This is a genomic window from Streptomyces sp. NPDC003379, assembly GCF_053589195.1.
In genome coordinates this window covers 285655-304454 of sequence record NZ_JBSFRK010000003.1, presented here as the reverse complement: position 1 = coordinate 304454, position 18800 = coordinate 285655, and the positions used below count along the sequence as shown (strand labels likewise).

Annotated in this window: 11 protein-coding genes; 1 reads left to right on the top strand and 10 read right to left on the bottom strand. The window is 72.7% G+C overall.

Annotated features, from left to right (window positions below; translation table 11 throughout):
- From ACWDVB_RS04995 to ACWDVB_RS04950, 10 genes are all read right to left on the bottom strand, one after another.
- A partial coding sequence (locus ACWDVB_RS04995) for an amino acid adenylation domain-containing protein (RefSeq protein WP_451611938.1) occupies positions 1–8822 on the bottom strand: 8822 nt, incomplete at its 3' end.
- Between the two features lie 261 nt (positions 8823–9083).
- On the bottom strand, positions 9084–10028 hold the full coding sequence (locus ACWDVB_RS04990) for a TauD/TfdA family dioxygenase (protein ID WP_451513842.1): 945 nt from the start codon (positions 10026–10028) through the stop codon (positions 9084–9086).
- Positions 10028–10828, bottom strand: a complete 801-nt coding sequence (locus ACWDVB_RS04985) for an enoyl-CoA hydratase/isomerase family protein (RefSeq protein WP_451513843.1) — start codon at positions 10826–10828, stop codon at positions 10028–10030. Before ACWDVB_RS04985 ends, ACWDVB_RS04990 begins: the two co-directional genes overlap by 1 nt.
- Before the next feature lie 5 nt (positions 10829–10833).
- The gene (locus tag ACWDVB_RS04980; protein ID WP_451513844.1) at positions 10834–11220 is read right to left on the bottom strand and encodes a nuclear transport factor 2 family protein; all 387 of its coding nucleotides are present in this window, start codon (positions 11218–11220) and stop codon (positions 10834–10836) included.
- Positions 11217–12065 carry an alpha/beta hydrolase gene (locus ACWDVB_RS04975; RefSeq protein WP_451513845.1) on the bottom strand — a complete coding sequence of 283 codons (849 nt, stop codon included), beginning with the start codon at positions 12063–12065 and terminating at the stop codon, positions 11217–11219. Before ACWDVB_RS04975 ends, ACWDVB_RS04980 begins: the two co-directional genes overlap by 4 nt.
- On the bottom strand, positions 12047–13720 hold the full coding sequence (locus ACWDVB_RS04970) for an AMP-binding protein (protein WP_451513846.1): 1674 nt from the start codon (positions 13718–13720) through the stop codon (positions 12047–12049). The genes ACWDVB_RS04975 and ACWDVB_RS04970 overlap by 19 nt, the downstream gene beginning before the upstream one ends.
- Complete coding sequence (locus ACWDVB_RS04965) at positions 13704–14927, bottom strand: acyl-CoA dehydrogenase family protein (RefSeq protein WP_451513847.1); 1224 nt, start codon at positions 14925–14927, stop codon at positions 13704–13706. The genes ACWDVB_RS04970 and ACWDVB_RS04965 overlap by 17 nt, the downstream gene beginning before the upstream one ends.
- The gene (locus tag ACWDVB_RS04960; RefSeq protein WP_451513848.1) at positions 14924–16354 is read right to left on the bottom strand and encodes a TrpB-like pyridoxal phosphate-dependent enzyme; all 1431 of its coding nucleotides are present in this window, start codon (positions 16352–16354) and stop codon (positions 14924–14926) included. Before ACWDVB_RS04960 ends, ACWDVB_RS04965 begins: the two co-directional genes overlap by 4 nt.
- A complete protein-coding gene (locus tag ACWDVB_RS04955) occupies positions 16351–16638 on the bottom strand; it encodes a phosphopantetheine-binding protein (protein WP_451513849.1) in 288 nt (95 codons plus the stop codon). Before ACWDVB_RS04955 ends, ACWDVB_RS04960 begins: the two co-directional genes overlap by 4 nt.
- Positions 16639–16655: 17 nt before the next feature.
- Positions 16656–17435, bottom strand: coding sequence for a thioesterase II family protein (locus ACWDVB_RS04950; RefSeq protein ID WP_451513850.1), 780 nt, complete (start codon positions 17433–17435; stop codon positions 16656–16658).
- Positions 17436–17726: 291 nt separating this feature from the next.
- On the opposite strand from ACWDVB_RS04950, the gene ACWDVB_RS04945 reads away from it, so the two are divergent.
- Positions 17727–18770: a terpene synthase family protein gene (locus tag ACWDVB_RS04945; RefSeq protein WP_451513851.1), complete on the top strand. Its 1044-nt coding sequence runs from the start codon at positions 17727–17729 to the stop codon at positions 18768–18770.
- Positions 18771–18800: the final 30 nt, after the last annotated feature.

Genomic DNA, 18800 nt, shown 5'->3' with positions numbered 1-18800 from the left:
ACATACAACTCACCCACCACACCAAACGGCACCACACCCAAACCACCATCCAGCACATACACCCGCGTATTCCACAAAGGACCACCCACCACCACGGAACCGTCAACGAGAGGTGTACCCGCTGGGATGGGGTGGTCCAGGCAGCCCACGGTGGTCTCGGTCGGTCCGTAGTGGTTGACGACGTCCGCCTCGGGGTGTGCGGCGCGCCACGCGGACAGCTGGTCGGCGCGCAACGCCTCGCCGCCGACGACGAGTTGGGCCGTGGGTGCGAAAGCGTCCGGCAGCGTCTCCAGGATCGGCAGGTGCGACGGGGTGACCTTGGCGAAGGTGAGGCCGCCCGGTACGTCGAGCCGCTCGTCGAAGTCGGCGACGTACAGGCAGCCGCCGGCGAGGAGCGTGCCGTACAGGGCGGTGAGTCCGAGGTCGAAGGAGAGCGGGGAGTGCAGCAGGGTCCGCCCGGTGAGGCCCGGGTAGCGGGCCGCGCAGTGCAGTGCGTAGTTGACCAGGGAGCGCTGTTCGATGACGACGCCCTTGGGGCGGCCGGTGGAGCCCGAGGTGTAGATGACGTACGCGGTGTCGTGCGCCCGGCCGTCCACCCGGGGCGGGTCGGCGGGGAGCCCGGACAGCGCGGCGGCCGTGTCGTCCGTGTCCAGGAGGAGCAGCGGGGTGTCCGTCTCGGCGAGCGCGGGGGTGCCCGCCAGGGTGGCGGTCGAGGTCACCAGGAGGGCGGGCCGGGCGTCCGCGAGCACCGTGGCAAGGCGGGTGCCGGGCTGGTCCGCGTCGAGCGGCAGATACGCGGCGCCCGCCTTGCCGACGGCCAGCATCGCGGCGACCGCGTCGGCCGACCTCGGCAGTGCGAGGGCGATCAGCGCCTCGGTTCCCGCGCCCCGCTCGGCCAGCAGCCGGGCGAGCCGGTTGGCGCGCGCGTCGAGCTGGGCGTACGTCAGTCGGAGCGGGCCGTCGACGACGGCGGGGGCGTCCGGGGCGAGCGTCACACGTTCCTGGAAGAGCTGCGCCAGTGTGGCGTCCGGCACGGGGTGGGCGGTGTCGTTGCGGGTCACCAGGAGGTCGTGCCGCTCGGCCGGGCCGAGGACGTCGAGGGCGCCGAGCCGGGTGCCGGGGTCGGCGAGGGCGGCCTCCAGGAGGCGGATCAGGCGGGCCGTGAACGACTCCACCGTGGACCGGTCGAACAGGTCGGCCGAGTAGCCCACCGCCCCTTCGACACCGGCGGGTTCGCCGTGCCCGTCGAAGGTCTCGGAGAGGCTGAACTGGAGGTCGGCCTTGGCCATGTCGGGGTCGTGGTCCAGCGGCTCGGCGGTCAGTCCGGGCAGGGTGAAGTCGGCGCGGGTCAGGTTCTGCAGCAGCAGCTTCACCTGGAAGAGCGGGTGCCGGTTGAGGACGCGCGGCGGGTTGAGGGCCGCGACCAGCCGCTCGAAGGGCAGGTCCTGGTGGGCGAAGGCGGCGACGTCGGTCTGCCGGACCCGCTCCAGGAGCTCCGCGAAGGTCGGGTCGCCCGAGCTGTCCACGCGCAGCACCAGGGAGTTGATGAAGTAGCCGACGAGCGGGTCGAGGGCCTCCTCGCCGCGGCCGTGCACGGAGGTGCCCACCGGGATGTCGGTGCCCGCGCCGAGCCGGGAGAGGAGTGCCGTGAGCGCGGTGTGCAGGACCATGAAGGGGGTGGCGCCGCGCTCCCGGGCCAGCCGGAGCAGCGCGCGGTGGGTCGGGGCCGTCAGCCGGAAGGGGGCGCGTGCGCCCGGCAGTCCGGTCCCCCTCGGCCTCGGCCGGTCGAAGGGCAGCGGCAGCTCCTCGGGCAGGTCCGCCAATTCCCGCGTCCAGTGGGCGAGTTGGCGGCTGATGAGGCTGTCCGGGTCCGACTCGTCGCCGAGCAGCTCATGCTGCCACAGGGCGTAGTCGGCGTACTGGACCGGGAGGGGCTGCCACACGGGTGTCTCGCCGTCGAGCGCGGCGGCGTACGCCTTCGACAGGTCGCGGGCCAGCGGCGCCGAGGACCAGCCGTCGCCCGCGATGTGGTGCACGACGGTGATCAGTACGTGCTCGCGCTCGCCGGTCTTCACGAGGGTGGTGCGCAGCGGCGGCTGCGCGGTGAGGTCGAAGCCCTCCCCGGCGGCCCGGGTGATCGCGGCGGCCGGGTCCTGGCCCACGGCGTCGACGACGGTCAGGGCGGGGGCGGCCGTGGTGGGGCCGAGGACGGTCTGGCGGGGTTCGCCGTCGGCCTCCGGGAAGACGGTCCGCAGGCTTTCGTGCCGGGCGACCACCGCGGCGAACGCCGCTTCGAGGGCCCGCGTGTCCAGCTCGCCGGTCAGGCGCACCACGAACGGGATGTTGTAGGTGCCCTGCGCGGTCTCCAGCCGGTTGATGAACCACAGCCCGCGCTGGACGTGCGACAGCGGCAGCACCTCGGGCCGCTCGCGGCGCGTCAGGTTCGGGCGGGGCCGGCCGGTGGCGGTGAGGTGCGCGGCCAGGGCGGCCGGGGTCGGCGCCTCGAAGACGGCGGCGACCCGTGCCTGGAGGCCGAGCGCCGAACGGATCCGGGACACCAGGCGGGTGGCGAGCAGCGAATGGCCGCCCAGCTGGAAGAAGTTGTCGTTTGCCCCGACCCGGCCGACGCCGAGGACGTCGGCGAAGAGCACGCACAGCAGCTCTTCCTGCGCGGTCCGCGGGGCCCGGCCCGCCGTGGCGGGGCCGTCGGGCTCCTCGGGTGTCGCCAGCGCCTTGCGGTCGGTCTTCCCGTTGGGGGTGAGCGGGATGGCGTCCAGGGTGTGCACCGCCGAGGGCACCAGGTGGTCGGGGAGCGCGCGGGCCAGCGCCGCGCGGATCGCCCGGGGGTCGGCGTCCCCCACCACGTGGGCGACGAGGCGCGCATGGCCGCCGGGGCCCGTCGTCACGGTGGCGACGGCGTCCTTGACGCCGGGCTGTTCGCGCAGCCGCGCCTCGACCTCGCCGAGTTCGATGCGTCGGCCCCGGATCTTGACCTGGTTGTCCCGGCGGCCGAGGAACTCCAGCTGTCCGTCCGGCAGGTACCGCACCCGGTCTCCGGTGCGGTACAGCCTGCCGCCCCCGGTCCCGTACGGGTCGGCCACGAAGGTGTGCGCGGTCTTGGCGGGGGCGCCGAGATAGCCGCGCCCCACGCCGACACCGGCGACGTACAGGTCGCCCACCACGCCCACCGGTACGGGCTGGAGCTCGTCGCTGAGCACGTACAGGCGGGTGTTGCGGATCGCCCTGCCGATCGGCGCGGTCGTGCGCCCGGCGCCCTGGTCGCGGGTGATGACGGCGTGGGTGACGTCGTCCGAGCACTCGGTGGGGCCATAGGCGTTGACGACGGGGATCGCCGGGAAGCGGGCGGACCAGCGGCGGCACAGCTCGCCGGGCAGCTCCTCGCCGGTGACGACCAGCCACCGCAGATCAGGCAGGGCGGGTACGGGGGTGTCCTCGTCCCAGGCCTCCAGCGCGGCGCGCAGCAGCGAGGGCACCACTTCCAGGACGGTCGCCCGCTCGCGGACCACCTTCCCGAAGAGCTCGTCCGGGTCCGCCGCGACCGCCCTGCCCACGGCGAGCGTCCGGCCGCCGACGAGCAGCGGGGAGATCATCTGCCAGATGGAGATGTCGAAGGTCAGGGGGGCGTTCTGCACGACGGTGTCCGTCGCGGTCAGCCCGAGGTCCGCGACCTTGGCCAGCAGGTGGTTGTTCATGCCGCGGTGGTGCACCATCGCGCCCTTGGGGCGGCCCGTGGAACCCGAGGTGAAGATGGTGTACGCCAGCTGGTCGGCGGCCGGGGCCACCGGCCGTACCGGGCGCGCGGTGCCGGGCTCCCCGATCCGCAGGACCGTCACCGGGCGGTCGGTGGCCGTCGTGATGGCGTCGGCGAGGTCGCCGTGGTCCGGGCCGGCGAGGAGCAGGGGCGCGTCCGCGTCGGTGAGCAGTTCGGCCGAGCGTTCGGCCGGTGCGTCGGTGTCCAGCGGGAGGTAGGCCGCCGACGCCGTGAGGGCGGCCAGGAAGGCGATGACGGGCAGGCGGCCGCGGTCGGCGAGGACCGCGACGAGCGACTCGGGGGCGGCGCCCGACTCCTGGATACGGGCGGCCACGTCGTCGGTGTGGTCGATGAGTTCGCGGTAGGTGAGGTCGCCGTCCTCGTCGGTGACCGCGACGGCGGACGGCTGTTCGGCGGCCAGCGACCGGACGCGGGCGACCACGTCGTCGAGGGACTCGGGCGCGGCGGTCTCGTTCCACTCCCGCAGCAGACGCCGGTGCTCCTCGGCGTCGAGGAGGGGGACACGGCCGATCCGGGCGTCCGGGTCGGTTGCGACGGCCCGCAGCAGCCGCCCGTACCTGTCCAGCAGGCCTTCCGCGGTGCCCTGTTCGAAGACGTCGGCCCGGTACTCCAGGGCGATCAGCAGGCCGTCCGCGGCGCCGTCGGCGGTGAAGGCCTCGCGGACGTTGAGCGACAGGTCGAACTTGGCGTTGCCCGCGGGCAGGTCGAGCAGCCCGAGCTCCAGCCCGGCGACGGACGGCAGCGCGCGCCGGGAGCTGTCCATCGACAGCATCACCTGGAAGAGCGGGTGCCGGGACATCGAACGCGCCGGGTTGAGGGTCTCGACGAGCCGCTCGAACGGCAGGTCCTGGTGGTCGTAGGCGGCGAGGGAGAACTCCCGTGCCCGTACGAGCAGTTCGCGGAAGGTGGGGTCGCCGGAGGTGTCGGTGCGCAGCACCACCGTGTTGGTGAAGAAGCCGACCAGGTCGGCCAGGGCCTCTTCGGGGCGGCCGGCCACCGGGGCGCCGACCGCGATGTCGTCGCCCGCGCCGTGCCTGCTCAGCGTGGTCGCGAGCGCGGCCTGGAGCACCATGAACGTGCTGGCGCCCGCGGCCCGGGCGAGTTCGGTGATGCGGCGGTGCGGCTCCGCGTCCAGGCGGAGCACGAGGTGTCCCGAGGGCACGGCGCCCGCGCCGGCCGGGTGCGGGTGGTCGAAGGGCAGGTCGATGTGGTCCGGCAGCCCGGCAAGGGCCCGCTTCCAGAAGTCGGCCTGCCGGGCGACGGCACTGCCGGGGTCGCTCTCGTCGCCCAGGGCGCGGCGCTGCCAGACGGCGTAGTCGGCGTACTGCACGGGCAGCGGGGCGAGGTCCGGCGCGTGTCCGGCGCGGCGCGCCGTGTAGGCGGTGGTCAGGTCGCGCAGCAGCGGACCGAACGACTCGGCGTCGGCCGCGATGTGGTGCAGCAGCAGGAGCAGCACGTGCCGGTCGGGGGCGAGGGCGAACAGCGTGGCGCGCAGCGGGGGTTCGGCGGCGAGGTCGAAGGGCCGGGCCACGGCCGCGGTGAGCTCCTCGTACAGCCGGTCGTCGTCGCAGTCGGCGAGCGAGAGGCGCGGGCGGGAGGCGGGGCCCGCGGCGACGATGTGCTGGAGGGGCACGCCGGCCCGCTCACGGTAGAGGGTGCGCAGGCTCTCGTGGCGGTCGGTGAGGTCGCCGAGCGCGGCTTCCAGCGCGCCGGAGTCCAGGGCGCCGTCCAGGGTGAGGACGAGAGGGATGTGGTAGGCGGCGCTCGGCCCGTCGAGATGGCTGAGGAACCACAACCGCCGCTGGGCGTAGGAGAGTTCCAGGTCGCCGTCGCGCGGTACGGGGACCGGACCGGTGGGCGCGTCCGCCGGGTCCGCCTCGTCGGTGAGGCGTGCGGCCAGCGCGCGTACGGTGGGCGCGTCGAAGACGGTCTCGACGCCGCACTCGACGCCGAATTCGGAGCGGATCAGCAGCACCAGGCGGGCCACCTGGAGGGAGTGCCCGCCGAGGTCGAAGAAGTTGTCGTCGATGCCGACCCGTTCGCTCTTGAGCACCTGCGCGAAGAGCGCGCACAGGGCGCTCTCGCGCGCGGTGCGCGGCGCGGTGCCGGAGGTTTCCTCCGCGGCGGCCGGGTCGGGCAGCGCCTTGCGGTCGGTCTTTCCGTTGGGGGTGAGCGGTATCGCGTCCAGGACCGTGAAGGTCGCCGGGACCAGATAGGCCGGGAGCAGCTCGCCGAGGTCGTCGCGTACGGCGGTGGGGTCGACGGTGGCGCCCTCGTTCGGCACGAGGTACGCGGCGAGCGCGGGGGCACCGTCGGCGTCCGAGCGTACGACGACGGCGGCCTGGGCGACGGCGGGCAGCCTCAGCAGGGCGTTCTCCGCCTCGCCGGGCTCGATCCGGTAGCCGCGGATCTTGACCTGTTCGTCCGCGCGGCCGACGAACTCCAGTGCCCCGTCGGGGCGTCGGCGCACCAGGTCCCCGGTGCGGTACATGCGCTCGCCGGAGGCGCCGAAGGGGTTGGCGACGAAGCGCTCGCCGCTGAGCGCCGGGCGGCCGAGGTAGCCGCGGGCGACCCCGGGCCCCGCGACATACAGCTCTCCCGGCACGCCGGGCGGCACCGGTGCGAGCCCGGAGTCGAGCACGTGCAGCCGGGCCCCGTCCAGGGCGCCGCCGATGGGCGGCTCGCCGTCGCCGGTGAGCGGCCCGCTCATGGTGGCGGCCACGGTGATCTCCGTGGGGCCGTAGGCGTTGACCATGAGGTGCTCGGCCGACCAGCGGGCGGCCAGCTCGGCGGGGCACGCCTCGCCGCCGACGAAGAAGGCCATGTCCGGCGGCAGGTCGCCGTCGGGGTCGAGTACGGCCAGTGAGGACGGCGGCAGCAGCGCGTGGGTGATGGCGGCCCGCCGGGTGAACTCGGCCAGCGGGTGGCCGGGCAGCAGCCTCTCGGCGGGGGCGAACACCAGGGTCGCGCCGGTCAGCAGGCTCATGCAGAGTTCCAGGACCACGGCGTCGAAGCCCATGGACGCGAACTGCAGCACCCTGCTGCCGGGCCGCACCCCGAGGCGCGTGGCGGCGGCCCGTGTCAGGTTCGGGATGCCGGCGTGGGTGACGACCACGCCCTTGGGCTGCCCGGTGGAGCCCGAGGTGTAGATCACGTACGCGGGGCAGGCGGCGGTCAGCGGGGCGGTGCGCTCCGCGTCGGTGAGGTCCTCGGCCGCGTACCCGTCGAGGGAGGCCGTGGTGTCGGGTGCGTCGAGCAGGAGGGCGGGCGCGTCTGTACCGTCCGCCAGGGAAGCGGTGCCGGCCGTCACGACGACGCAGGCGGGCGCGGCGTCGTCGAGGATGTGGCCGATGCGTCGCGCGGGGTAGCCGGGGTCGACGGGCACGTATGCCGCGCCCGCCTTCAGGACGCCGAGCGCGGCGACGGCGAACAGCTCGGAACGGGGCAGGAGCAGGGCGACCCGGTCCTCGGGCCCGACGCCCCGGGCGGCGAGCAGCCGGGCGAGACGGTTGGCCCTGCTGTTGAGTTCCGTGTAGTCGAGGGTGGTGCCCTCGCACTCGACGGCGGTCGCCTCGGGCGCCCGGCGCACCTGCTGTTCGAAGAGGGCGGGCAGCGTGGGGCCCGGCTCGTCGTGGGCGGCCGGCGGCGCCGGGGCCGCGGACTCCTGGTCGCCGAGCAGGCCGACGCGGGCCACGAAGGTGCCGGGCTCGGCCGACGCGCGCGCCATGCGTCCGAGGAAGTCGATGTAACGGTCCTGATGGGCGGCGAGTTCACCGGCGTCGTACAGCCCGGGGTGGGCGTCGAAGTCCACCCGGATCCCGCGGTCGCCGACCCGGTCGTAGACGGATATCGCCAGGTCCTCGATGAGGCGCTGCGACATGTTGTGGGCCTCTGCCCGGCTGCCGGCGAAGCGTATGTCGTAGTCGAACGGCACGATGTTGAGCTGCGGTCCGAAGTATCTGCGGTGGTCGCTGGGCAGCCCCAGGTCGCCGCGGAGCTCCTCGCCCCGGTAGCGCTGGTGGCTCATCACGCCGCGGATGGCGGACCGCGCGCCGTCCAGGAGGGCCTGGACGGTCATGGCGGGGTCGACGGGGACGCGCAGCGGCAGGACGTTCGCCGCCATGCCGGGCGCCTTGAAGGACCGTTCACTGGTCCGGCCGGTCACCGAGAGGCCGAGGATCACCTCCGGGTTGCCGGTCATCCGGTGCAGGAACGCGGCGGTGGCGGCGACGATGATCCGGGACCGGGAGACACCGGCCCGCTCTGCGGCCTCCGTCAGGGCGCCCTGGACCTCGGCGGGCAGGTGGGCGCTGCGCCGGATGAAGTCGGCGGTGGGCCGCAGCGGGCGGGGCGACAGGGCCACCGGATCGGGCCGGTCGGCGTACTGCCCGAGCCAGAACTCCCGGTCGGCGGTGAACTCGGGCGACCGGCGGTAGGCGAGGTCCTCGGTGAGCAGGGCGCGTACGGACTCGAAGGGCGCCGGTCCCGCGTCCCGGCCCTCCACCAGTGCCGTGTAGACCTCGGCGACCCTGCGGACGAGCAGTCCGGCGCCGACCCCGTCGAGGAGGATGTGGTGGTACGCGTGGTACCAGTACCAGCGGTCCGCGGCGGCCTTGAACAGCGCGTAGGTGAACAGGGGCGCCTCGGTGAGCTCCATGGGCCTGCCGAGGTCCCGCTCCATCCACCGCGTGGCGGTGCGCCGCGGGTCGGCCTCGGCGGAGACGTCGACGACGTTCAGCCGCCAGTCGGGCCGCACACCGATCCGCTGTCGCGGTCCGTCGCCGGTGTCCAGGAACACGGTGTGCAGGGTGTCGGTCTCCTCGACCACCTGACGCAGGGCCCGCTCGAAGAGTTCGGGGTCCACCGCCCCGTGGATCTCCAGGTATTCGGAGGCGCGGAAGATCGCCAGATCCGGCTCGACCCGCTGCGCGAACCAGACTCCCGACTGCGCGCCGGTCAGCGGGAGTTCCCGCGCATCGGCCGGTGTGAGTTCCTGCTCGGCATCGGCGAAAGACCGCGATCGATCCATAGCTCCTCGACATTCACCTGATGGAGGGGGCAACTCAAGGAGGACGGAGCTCTTTTCCCGTGGACACGTGCACGATATGGAGCGGGAATCGGCCGTGGGAACTCGCGCCGACCGGCGCCCGTCTCCCCATTACTCACTGCCGTGACACTATCCACGGGGTGTCCTGCACATCTGGACGGCCGCTATACGGATATCTGCCTCGCGAGGAATTCCGCAGGGGAATTCCATCGGCCCCCCGCCTTCCGGTGGCCGGGCGCGCGGCTAGTCGGACATGGCCACCAGCACCCGGCGCTCGCCGGTGTAGGGCCGGCGGCCGTGGGCGGCGGCCACGTTGTCGACCAGGAGCAGGTCTCCGCGCCGCCACTCCACGTCGACCGCCAGGCGCATCCCGGTCTCCTGGACGTGGGTGATGTACGCGGCGGGGATCGGGCTGCCGTCGGCGAAGGAGACGCTCTGCGGCAGCTCGTCCTCGGGCAGCATCTCCGCGAGCAGCGCCGCTTCCTCACCGACCCCTGCGGGGTGCCACTGATCGGCCTGGTTGAACCACACCTCGGTTCCCGTGACGGGGTGTTCGACCGTCGCGGGCCCGGTCCGGCCGATCCGCAGCGAGCCGTCGGGGAGCCACCGCCACTCGGCGCCCGTGCCGTCGAGGAACGCCTCGACCTCGTCCCGCTTCCCGGTCTCGAAGGTCGCCTGCCAGCTCTTGCCGAACCCCACCCCGTCGTGCAGATTCTGCGTGTACCGCACGCCGGACGCGAAGGCCGCGCGTACCTCCGGGTCCAGGGACGCGAGCCAGAGCGCCCCGTCGACGACGGGCGTGGCCCCGCCCGTCGCGGCCGGGTGGGCACAGCAGAAGAGGATGCGCCGGGGCCAGGTGTGGCTGTAGGACATCTCGTTGTGCATGGAGATCTGGAACTCGGGCGGGTACTCGGTGGAGGTGTAGACGTTCTTGCCGACCTTGGTGCGGGGCGAGTTGCCATGCACGTAAGCCAGCCGGTTCGGCAGCAGCAGACCGGCCGCCATGTCGTACGACGGCGACTGTGCGTCCGTCCCGAATCCGCGGAGGACCACGGCCTTCTCCCGGGCCAGCAGCTCCGTCACGTCCTGCCCCCGCAGGAACTCCGCCAGGCCCTCGGGGCTCGCCGGTACGCCGGTGCTGCCCGGGTCCACCTCCAGGGGCCGCCAGGTCTGCGTGGTGTCGACCATCAGTTCTCCGTAGGTGTCGTAGAGGCCGCGCGGAAGTCCGCGACGGCCCGCAGGATGCGGGGTGAGCCGGCGGCCACCGTCTGGAGAGGCGCCTCCCGTTCGAGGGCGACGGCCAGCGAGGGGGCGTCGGCGTTGGCCTGGAGGACGCGCTTGGTCAGGGCCACCGCGACCGGGCTGTGCGCGGCGATCCGCCGGGCCAGGTCGAGGGTGGTGGTGTGCAGGTCGTCCGGGCCGGTCACCGTGTTCGCCAGCCCTCGGTCCAGGGCCTCGTCCGCGGCCACGAACCTGCCGGTGAGCATCATCTCCGAGGCGAAGCCGAGCCCGGTGAGCCTGGGCAGCAGCCAAGAGGCGCCCATGTCCCCGCCGGACAGGCCCATGTTCACGAAGGAGGCGCGCAACCGGGCGCGGGCGGTGACGATCCGCAGGTCGGCGGCGAGCGCGAGGGAGAGTCCGGCGCCGACCGCGGCGCCGTCCACGGCGGCGAGCACCGGCTGCGGGATGTCGCGCAGCCCGGTCACCGCCGCCGACTGCCGTTCGAGCAGCCCGAGCAGGTCCGCCGGGGGCAGGGCGGCGATCCGTGCCGCCTCGTCGAGGTCGTAGCCGGAGCAGAAGTCCGTGCCCGTCCCGGTCAGGACGAGGACGCGCGCGCCGGTGTCGGCGCGCAGCTCGGCGCAGAGGTCCGCGAGCGCCCGGAACATGCCCTCGGTCAGGGCGTTCTTCCGGTGCGGCCGGTGCAGGGCGGCGACGACGATCTCCGGGGAGGGACGGGTCACCAGGAGGGGTGTCTGTTCGTCGGTCATGCCGCTCACACCTGGGGGGTGAAGAAGTAGGTGTCACGTCGGCGGAAGAGACCGTCCTGGGCGACCTGGAAGAAATCCGAGAACCGTACGCACACGTCTTTACCGTTCTTGAGCCGCCCCTCGAAGTCCCCGTGCACGGCGATCAGTTCCCTGCCCACCGCGACTCCGCGCAGCGAATGCTTTCCCGATGCGATGACCCGGTCCTGCCGGTAGAACCGCTCCAGTTCACCGATTCCGTGCAGGGGCGGATATCCGGGCCGCTCGTACACCACATCCGTCGTGAACAGTGACACAAGACCGGGAATGTCATTCCGGTCGACCAGGTCGTAGTACCGCTCGACCCGGCTTATGGCTTCCTCGACGACGATCACGCGGCAGACCACCCCGTTCACAGTTGTTCCACAGAAGTCGCTCCGGAAAGGTGACGCATCATGAATTGCAGCGATTCGGGCAGGGCGCGGTTCACGAAGTCCCAGTCGTGACCGCCCCGCCGCTCGTGGTACTCCGGCCGCCAGCCGCGCTCCCGCAGCGTGTCCCGGGTACGACGGTTCATCCCGATCACCCGGTCGTGGTCGCCGGTGCCCACGTCGAGATAGAGGGCCGGACGGGGGCCGGGGAGGCTACGGGAACTCCGGGGGACGTCGTCCGGCTCGGCGGCCAGCCGGTGCGGGTCGTAGAGCCGGCGGGTGGCGCTGCCCGGCGGGCCCCAGACCCGCTCATGGGCCTCTTGCGTGGGCATGGCGAAGCCGGGGTCCCCGCGGAACGCGGCGTACGGATCGCCGACGCGCGTGCCCGCCTCGAAGGCACCGGCGTGCGCGGCGGCCGCGCCGAACAGCCCGCGGTGGCGCAGCGCCAGGAACAGCGCGGCGGCGCCGCCCATGGAGAACCCGCCGAGCGCCTGGCCCTCGCGGCGGGCCACCGTGTTGAACGCGTCGTTCACGCTCGCCAGGAGGTCCTCGACGAGGTAGTCCTCGTACCGGTGCCCGGCGTGGTCGTTGATGAACCAGCGGCGGCCGCTCTCCGGCAGGACGACGATCAGCCGGGTGCCCGCCAGGGCCTGACACAGCACGGAACGGCTCAGCCAGGTGTCCCGCCCGCCGCCGTAGCCGTGCAGGAGGTACAGGACCGGGTGGGCGGGGCCCTCCTCCGTGTACGTGTCGGGCAGTACGACGTTGACCCGCTTGGCACGGCCCAGCGCCCGGCTGGGCCAGCGCGGGGTCACGACGCGGGTGTGCACGGCCCCTCCTCGCTCCGGGCCGCCGCGGCGGCGAGCGCCCGCCGGTCGGCCTTGCCCGTCGACGTACGGGGAAGAGCGTCCACGACGGCGAAGCGGGCCGGGACCATGTAGCGCGGCAGGGTGCGGGCACAGTGGTGGCGCAGCCGTGCCTCGTCGACCGGCGCCCCGGACTCCGGCACCACGAACGCCTCCAGACGTACGTCGTCCTCCCCGGCCCCGACGGCCACGCAGACGGCCTCGTGGACCTCGGGCAGCGCGAGCAGCGTCGCCTCGATCTCCTCGGGTTCGATCCGGTACCCGCGGACCTTCACCATGTGGTCGCGCCGCCCGGCGAACGTATAGGTCCGCGCGCCGTCGGATCTGACGATGTCCCCGGTCCGGTGGACCGGCGCGGGCTCGGCGGGCGGACCGGTGGGCGTCCAGTAGCCGAGCATCACCGAGTCGCCGCTCACCGCGAGTTCGCCCTCGGCGCCCGGTGCGTCCGCCATGGCGCGGCCGTCCGCGTCGAGCAGGGTGGTGGTGGCGTACGGGCAGGGGCTGCCGATGGGCGGCGGCGCGACGCGGTCCGGTGCCAGGTCCTCCTCGGTGACCCGGTGGAAGGTGCAGACGTTGGTCTCGGTCGGCCCGTAGAGGTTGTACAGCTCCGCCCCCGCGAGCACACCGCGCAGCCTTCTGAGGTGCTTGAGCGGGAACGCCTCGCCCGCGAACAGCACCGTCCGCAACCCGCAGGAGGCGAGTTCGTCGCTGTTCCTCGCGTCGAGCATCCGCACCAGCGCGCCCGGGACCGAGTACCAGACGCTGATCTTCTCGGCCACGACGAGCCGGTTCAGCGCCATGCCGAGGGCCTTGTGGTTCTCCGGGACGAGGACGAGACAGGCCCCCGTGCCGGCCGCCGCGAAGAGGTCGAAGACCGACAGGTCGAAGTGGACGGGCGCGTGGGAGGCGAGCCGGTCGTCGGACGTGATGCGGAACTCCGCGACGGCCCAGTCGACGAACGCGCGGGCGTTGCGGTGGGAGAGCATGACGCCCTTGGGGACGCCGGTCGAACCGGAGGTGTAGAGGACGTAGGCGAGGTCGCCGGGGTCCACGGAGGCGGGCCGGAACCCTTCGGGCACGGGGCGCCGCGCGGCCTGACCCCAGCCGAGGCGAGGGGGGCGGGCGACGGCGGGTGCGGCGTCCGTCGGCTGCCCGTCCGCGACCTCCTCCTCGTCGACGACCACGACGAGCCGCACCGCGGCCGACCAGCCGTCCGTGCCCTCCGTGTCGTCCGTGTTCTCCGTGTTCTCCGTGTTCTCCGTGTTCTCCGTGTTCTCCGTGAGCAGATCGAGCCGCCCCCGGTCGGTGACCAGGCAGGCCACCGCGCAGTCCTTGAGGATGTACGCGGCGCGGGCGGGCGGTGCCGCCGGGTCCACGGGTACGTACGCGGCGCCGCACTTGAGTACGGCGTGAACGGCCACGACCGTCTCCACCGACTTGCCCAGCCACAGCCCGACCCGGTCGCCCGGGACCACACCCGCCTCGCGCATCGTCGCGGCGAGGGCGCTGCTGGCACGGTCGAGGCCGGCGTAGTCGAGGGAGCGGCCGCGGAGCCTGACCGCCTCGCCCGTGGGATGCTCGGCCACCGACCGCGCCAGGGCGTCAACGAGCGTCGGCATGCCGCTCACCCCCGGTCCTGGCGGCGGCCGCGGGCCGCGGTGAAAGCGTGCGGCGCGCCCTGGCCGTGATCCCCATCTTCTCGGCCATCAGCACCCGTTGGAGGTCCGAGGTGCCCGACGAGATACGGGTGCCCAGGGCGTCGCGGAGGTTCCGCTCGATGTCCGTGTCGGTGGTGTAGCCGAGCCCGCCGTACACCTGCATGGCGTCGAGGAAGGTCGCGACGGCCGCTTCGCTGGTGGTCAGTTTCGCCGCCTCGGGGGCGTACGAGACGTCCTGGCGGCCCAGCTTCCAGGCCGCCTGGTGGGTCAGCAGCCGCGCCGCCTCCAGCCGGAGCTGCATGTCGACGATCCGGTGCGCGACCGATTCGAACCGGCCGATGTTCTTGCCGAACTGGCTGCGGCTCCTGGCGTACTGCACACACTGTTCGATCTGGCGCCGCATCGTGCCGAGCAGCGGTGCCAGGATCAGCGAGCGCTCCCAGGCCATCGCCCGGGCGAGGATGCGCGAGCCCTGCTTCTCGGCGCCGAGCCGGGCGCCGGCCGGGACACGGCAGTTGCGCAGGGTGATCTCCCCCCACGGCGCGGTGCGCATCCCCGTCTTCTCGAACCGGCTCTCCACGGTAAGGCCCTCGGTGTCCCGGTCGACGAGGAACGCGGTCACCCCGGTGAACCCGAGGGCCGGATTGACCGTGGCGTAGACGAGGGTGACGTCGGCGATCGGCGCGTTGGTGACGAACCGCTTGGTGCCGTCGAGGACATAGCCGTCCCCGTCGCGGCGGGCCTGTGTCGTCAACGCCATGGCGTCGGAGCCGGCCTCCTGCTCGGTGAGCGCGTGGGCGCCGATCATCCGGCCGTCGCAGAGCGCGGGCAGATAGCGCTCCTTCTGCTGCTCCGTGCCGAACTCAAGGATCGGGATCTCGACCGCCCAGATGTGGGCGCCGAGACTGAGCAGCAGGCCGTTGTCCCGGCAGCCGTGGCCGAGGCCCTCCATGCCGACGGCGCAGCTCAGCGGGTCGAGTCCGAGCCCGCCGTACGCCGTCGGCACGGGCAGCGCGAGGATCCCGGCCCCCGCGCACCGCTCCCAGTCCCCCGGCTGGAGGCTGTGGGTGTGCTCCCGTGCCTCGACGTCCGCGCCGAGCCGGGTGGCGCCCACGTCGCGCAGCCGCTCGCCGAGAGCGGCCTGCTCCTCGGTGGGGCTGAGGTTCATGACGCCGTACCGGCGGGCTCGGCATCCGAAAGTTCCGGGACCTGCGGGACTTCCGGGAGTGCGGCCAGCGAGGCCGCGATCTGCTCGTCGGTGGCCGTGTGGTCCTTGAGGGTGCCCGCGAGGTACTGGTCGTAGGCGGACAGGTCGAGCATGCCGTGGCCGCTGATGTTGCACAGGATGACCGTGGCGCGCCGCTCCTCGCGGGCCCGCAGGGCCTCGTCGATCACGCCTCGGACGGCGTGCGCGGACTCGGGGGCGGGCACGAGGTTCTCGGTGCGGGCGAAGAGGGCGCCCGCCTCGAACGCGGCGTTCTGCCCGACGGCCACGGCCTCCATGCGTCCGTGCCGGTGCAACACGCTGACCAGGGGCGCGGCCCCGTGGTAGCGCAGACCCCCGGCGTGCACGCCGGGGGCCACATAGGTGTGTCCCAGGGTGTACATCTTCGTCATCGGTGTGGTGCCGGAGTAGTCGTTGTAGTCCCAGGCGTAGCGGCCCCGGGTCATCTTGGGGCACGCCTCCGGCTCCACGGCGACCAGCCGGGTGTCCGCCCCGGTGCGCAGCTTCTCCCGGTAGAAGGGGAAGGCCAGTCCGGCGAAGTTGCTGCCCGCCCCCATCGACGCGATGACCACGTCGGGGAACTCGCCCGCCTTCTCCATCTGGAGCAGCGCCTCCTCGCCGATGACGGTCTGGTGCAGCAGTACGTGGTTCTCGCCGCTGCCGACCGCGAAGCGTCCGCCCGTCACGGACCGGGCGTGCTCGATCGCCTCGGCGTTGGCCATGGACAGGCTGCCTTCGCTGTCCGGGGTGGCGGCGAGCAGCGCGCGGCCCGCTTCTGTGGTGCCGCTCGGGCTGGGGATGACGCGGGCTCCGTTGAGCTCCATGAGCACACGGCGGTACGGCTTCTGGTCGAAGCTGCACCGGACCATGAAGACCGTGCAGCCCAGGCCGATCGTCTGGCAGGCCATCGCGAGCGCGGTGCCCCACTGACCGGCTCCGGTGCCCGTGGTCAGTTCCTGGACTCCGGCCTTCTTGTAGTAGTACGCCTGGGCCAGCGCGGAGTTGAGCTTGTGGCTGCCCGCCGCGTTGGCGCCCTCGTACTTGTAGTAGATGTGCGCGGGGGTGTCCAAGGCCCGCTCCAGCGCGTGGGCACGCACCAGGGGGGTGGGGCGCCAGCGCTGGTAGTGGCGGCGCACCTCGTCGGGGATCTCCACGTGGCGCCTGCGGCCGACGCTGTCCCGGTACATGGACAGGGGGATGTTGGGTGTCTGCCGGTCCGCCGCGGCCGTGGCACCCGGGGCGGGGTTGCTCGGGGCGGGGCGGGCCCTGCGTACGCCCTCCGTCGGCACGTCGAGGTCGGCCAGGATGTTGTACCAGTGGGTGGGGACGTCGCTCTCGTCCAGCAGGTACTGGTTGCGGTCCGCCTTCACGCGCCGGCCTCCGAACGGTTGATCCGCACATGCCGGGACACCAGCCGGATGAGGTCGCCGACGGTCTCCAGGTCGGCTTCCATCACGTCCTCGTCGTCGATGTGGCCGCCGAACTCGTCCTCGACCGCCAGTAGCAGTTGCAGCAGATTCAGGGAATCGAGCTGAATCGTCGGCGAGTAGAGCGACATGCTGTCCTTGATCTCCTCCGGGCTCAGCCGAAGGTCGAGGACGTCTGCCATGAGCTTCCGTACGACGCCCGCCAATTCGTGGTCATTGCTGTCCATCGTGGGTTCCCTTCGAACTACCGGGCGCGGACCGAAGTCAGCCGTGCGGCGATATCGGCGAGGAGTTCCGTCTGCCGATCCCGCAGATAGAAATGACCGCCCGGGAGTGTGCGCGCCGCGAATTCCGCCGTGGTGAGGTCACGCCATGTTCCGATGTCGGCGGCGGAGACCTCCGGGTCGGCGTCACCCGCGTACGCCGTCACCGGAATGTCCACCCGTTGCGGCTGGGTGCGACGGTAGTTCTCGATGAGCCGCATGTCGGCCCGGAGCGAGGGAATCACCAGCTGCCGCAGGTCGGGGTCGGCGTACACGTCCTCCTCCACGCCGCCGAGTGCGCGCAGGCCCGCCAACAGGCCCTCGTCGTCGCGCAGATGCAGGTCCTTGTCCTCGCCCCGGTACAGCGGTGAGGCCTGGCCGGAGACGAACAGCGCCTGTGGGCGCACCTGATGGCGGGCGATCAGCCGGAGCGTCACCTCGTACGCCACGCTCGCGCCCATGCTGTGCCCGAACAGCGCCAACGGCCGGTCGGTCAGGGGCAGCAGCACCCGCGTGACATGGTCGGCCAGCGTGCCCATGTCCGTCACGCACGGTTCGCCGAACCGCTCCTGGCGGCCCGGGTACTGCACGGCGACGAGCTCCACGTCCGCGGGCAGGTCGCGGGCCCAGGCGTGGTAGGAGCCCGCGGTGCCGCCCGCGTGCGGCAGGCAGACGAGTCGGATCCGGGGCGCCTGCACCGGCTCGAACCGCTTGAGCCAGGCGCTTTCGGAACGCTGAGCGGGAATTGCGGATGAGGACACTGGTCGCCTCTCCATCGGGCGGCAAACAACCGTCGGTTCACTTCCGAATCGGCACCTTAGCCGGTTCTTGTTCCACCGTCACTGCCCTTTGGCCCAGGGGCAGTTGGCCGTACAGATTGCTTCCAGTCCCGGGAACAGCTCTCCCGTAGGCTGTTATCGCCCCGCATGGAATCTCTGCCCGTGCATTCTGCTTTTCGGCGGCATGTGGCGCGCCCTGGACGCGGATTCCTCCGCTTTTCCCGAGATGTTTCTCTCCACTCCCTGCCCCGCTCCTTCGACGCCGGAGTCATCGTGACCCTCCGAATGCCCCAGATCCGGGTGGATTTCCCCGCGGAGCTCAGCCCCTTCCGGGACCAGGTGGAAGAGAGCACCCGCGCGTTCGTCCGGCGGTTCGGCCTCGTGCCCGACGAGGTGGCCCGCCGGCACCACGAGCGGTCACTGCTCGGCACCCTGATGTCGCGCGCCTATCCGCACGCGGGCCGCACCGAACTGGCCCTGGTCACCGACTGGATCAGCTGCATGCTGGTGCTGGACGACCAGTTCGACGAGACGGACCTGGGCAAGGACCCCGAGCGGCTGCGCGCGGTGTGCCGCGAGGTGCTCGGCTGGCTCACCCCCGACGGCTCCGTCGCCGAGGCCGCGCCGCCCGGCCCGGCGGAGCACCCGGTGGTCGCCGAGCACTCGGTGGTCACGGCCTTCCGGCCCGCCTTCGCCGACCTGTGGCGCCGCACCCGCCCCTACACCTCCGACACCTGGCGGATCCGGCTCGCCGGGCACATCGGCGCGTTCTTCGACACCTGCGCGTGGGAGGCGGAGAACCGTCTGACGGGGCGCACACCGGACCCGGCCGAGTACATCGCGATGCGCGGCCGGGCCCTCATGCCGTACCTGGACCTCATCGAGGTCACCACGCACTTCGAGGTCCCGGCGGAGATCTACCGGCTGCCGGTGTTCACCGAGCTGAACCAGTCACTCTCCGACGCCGACCTGTGGACCAACGACCTCTTCTCCTGCGAGAAGGAGGCCCTCCTCGGCGACCCGCACAACCTGGTCGCCGTCCACCGGCACGCCCACGGCACCGACCTCCAGACCGCCGCGGACGCGGTGGGCGAGATGGTCCAGGGCCGCGTCACCACCTTCACCGAGCTCAGCCGGACGTTCCCCGAGGCGCCGCTGCGGGACTCCCTCGATCCGTCCCTGCTCGCTCCGCTGGCCCGCCATGTCGCGGGGCTGCGCAGCTGGCTGACCGGCCAGCTCCAGTGGCGCCATGAAACCCGGCGCTTCGACCCCACGCGCCCCGAAGTGACCAGCGCCGCCGGATCCACCCCGCTGTAGCCCACGGCCCCACCACCCGATCCGGATCGA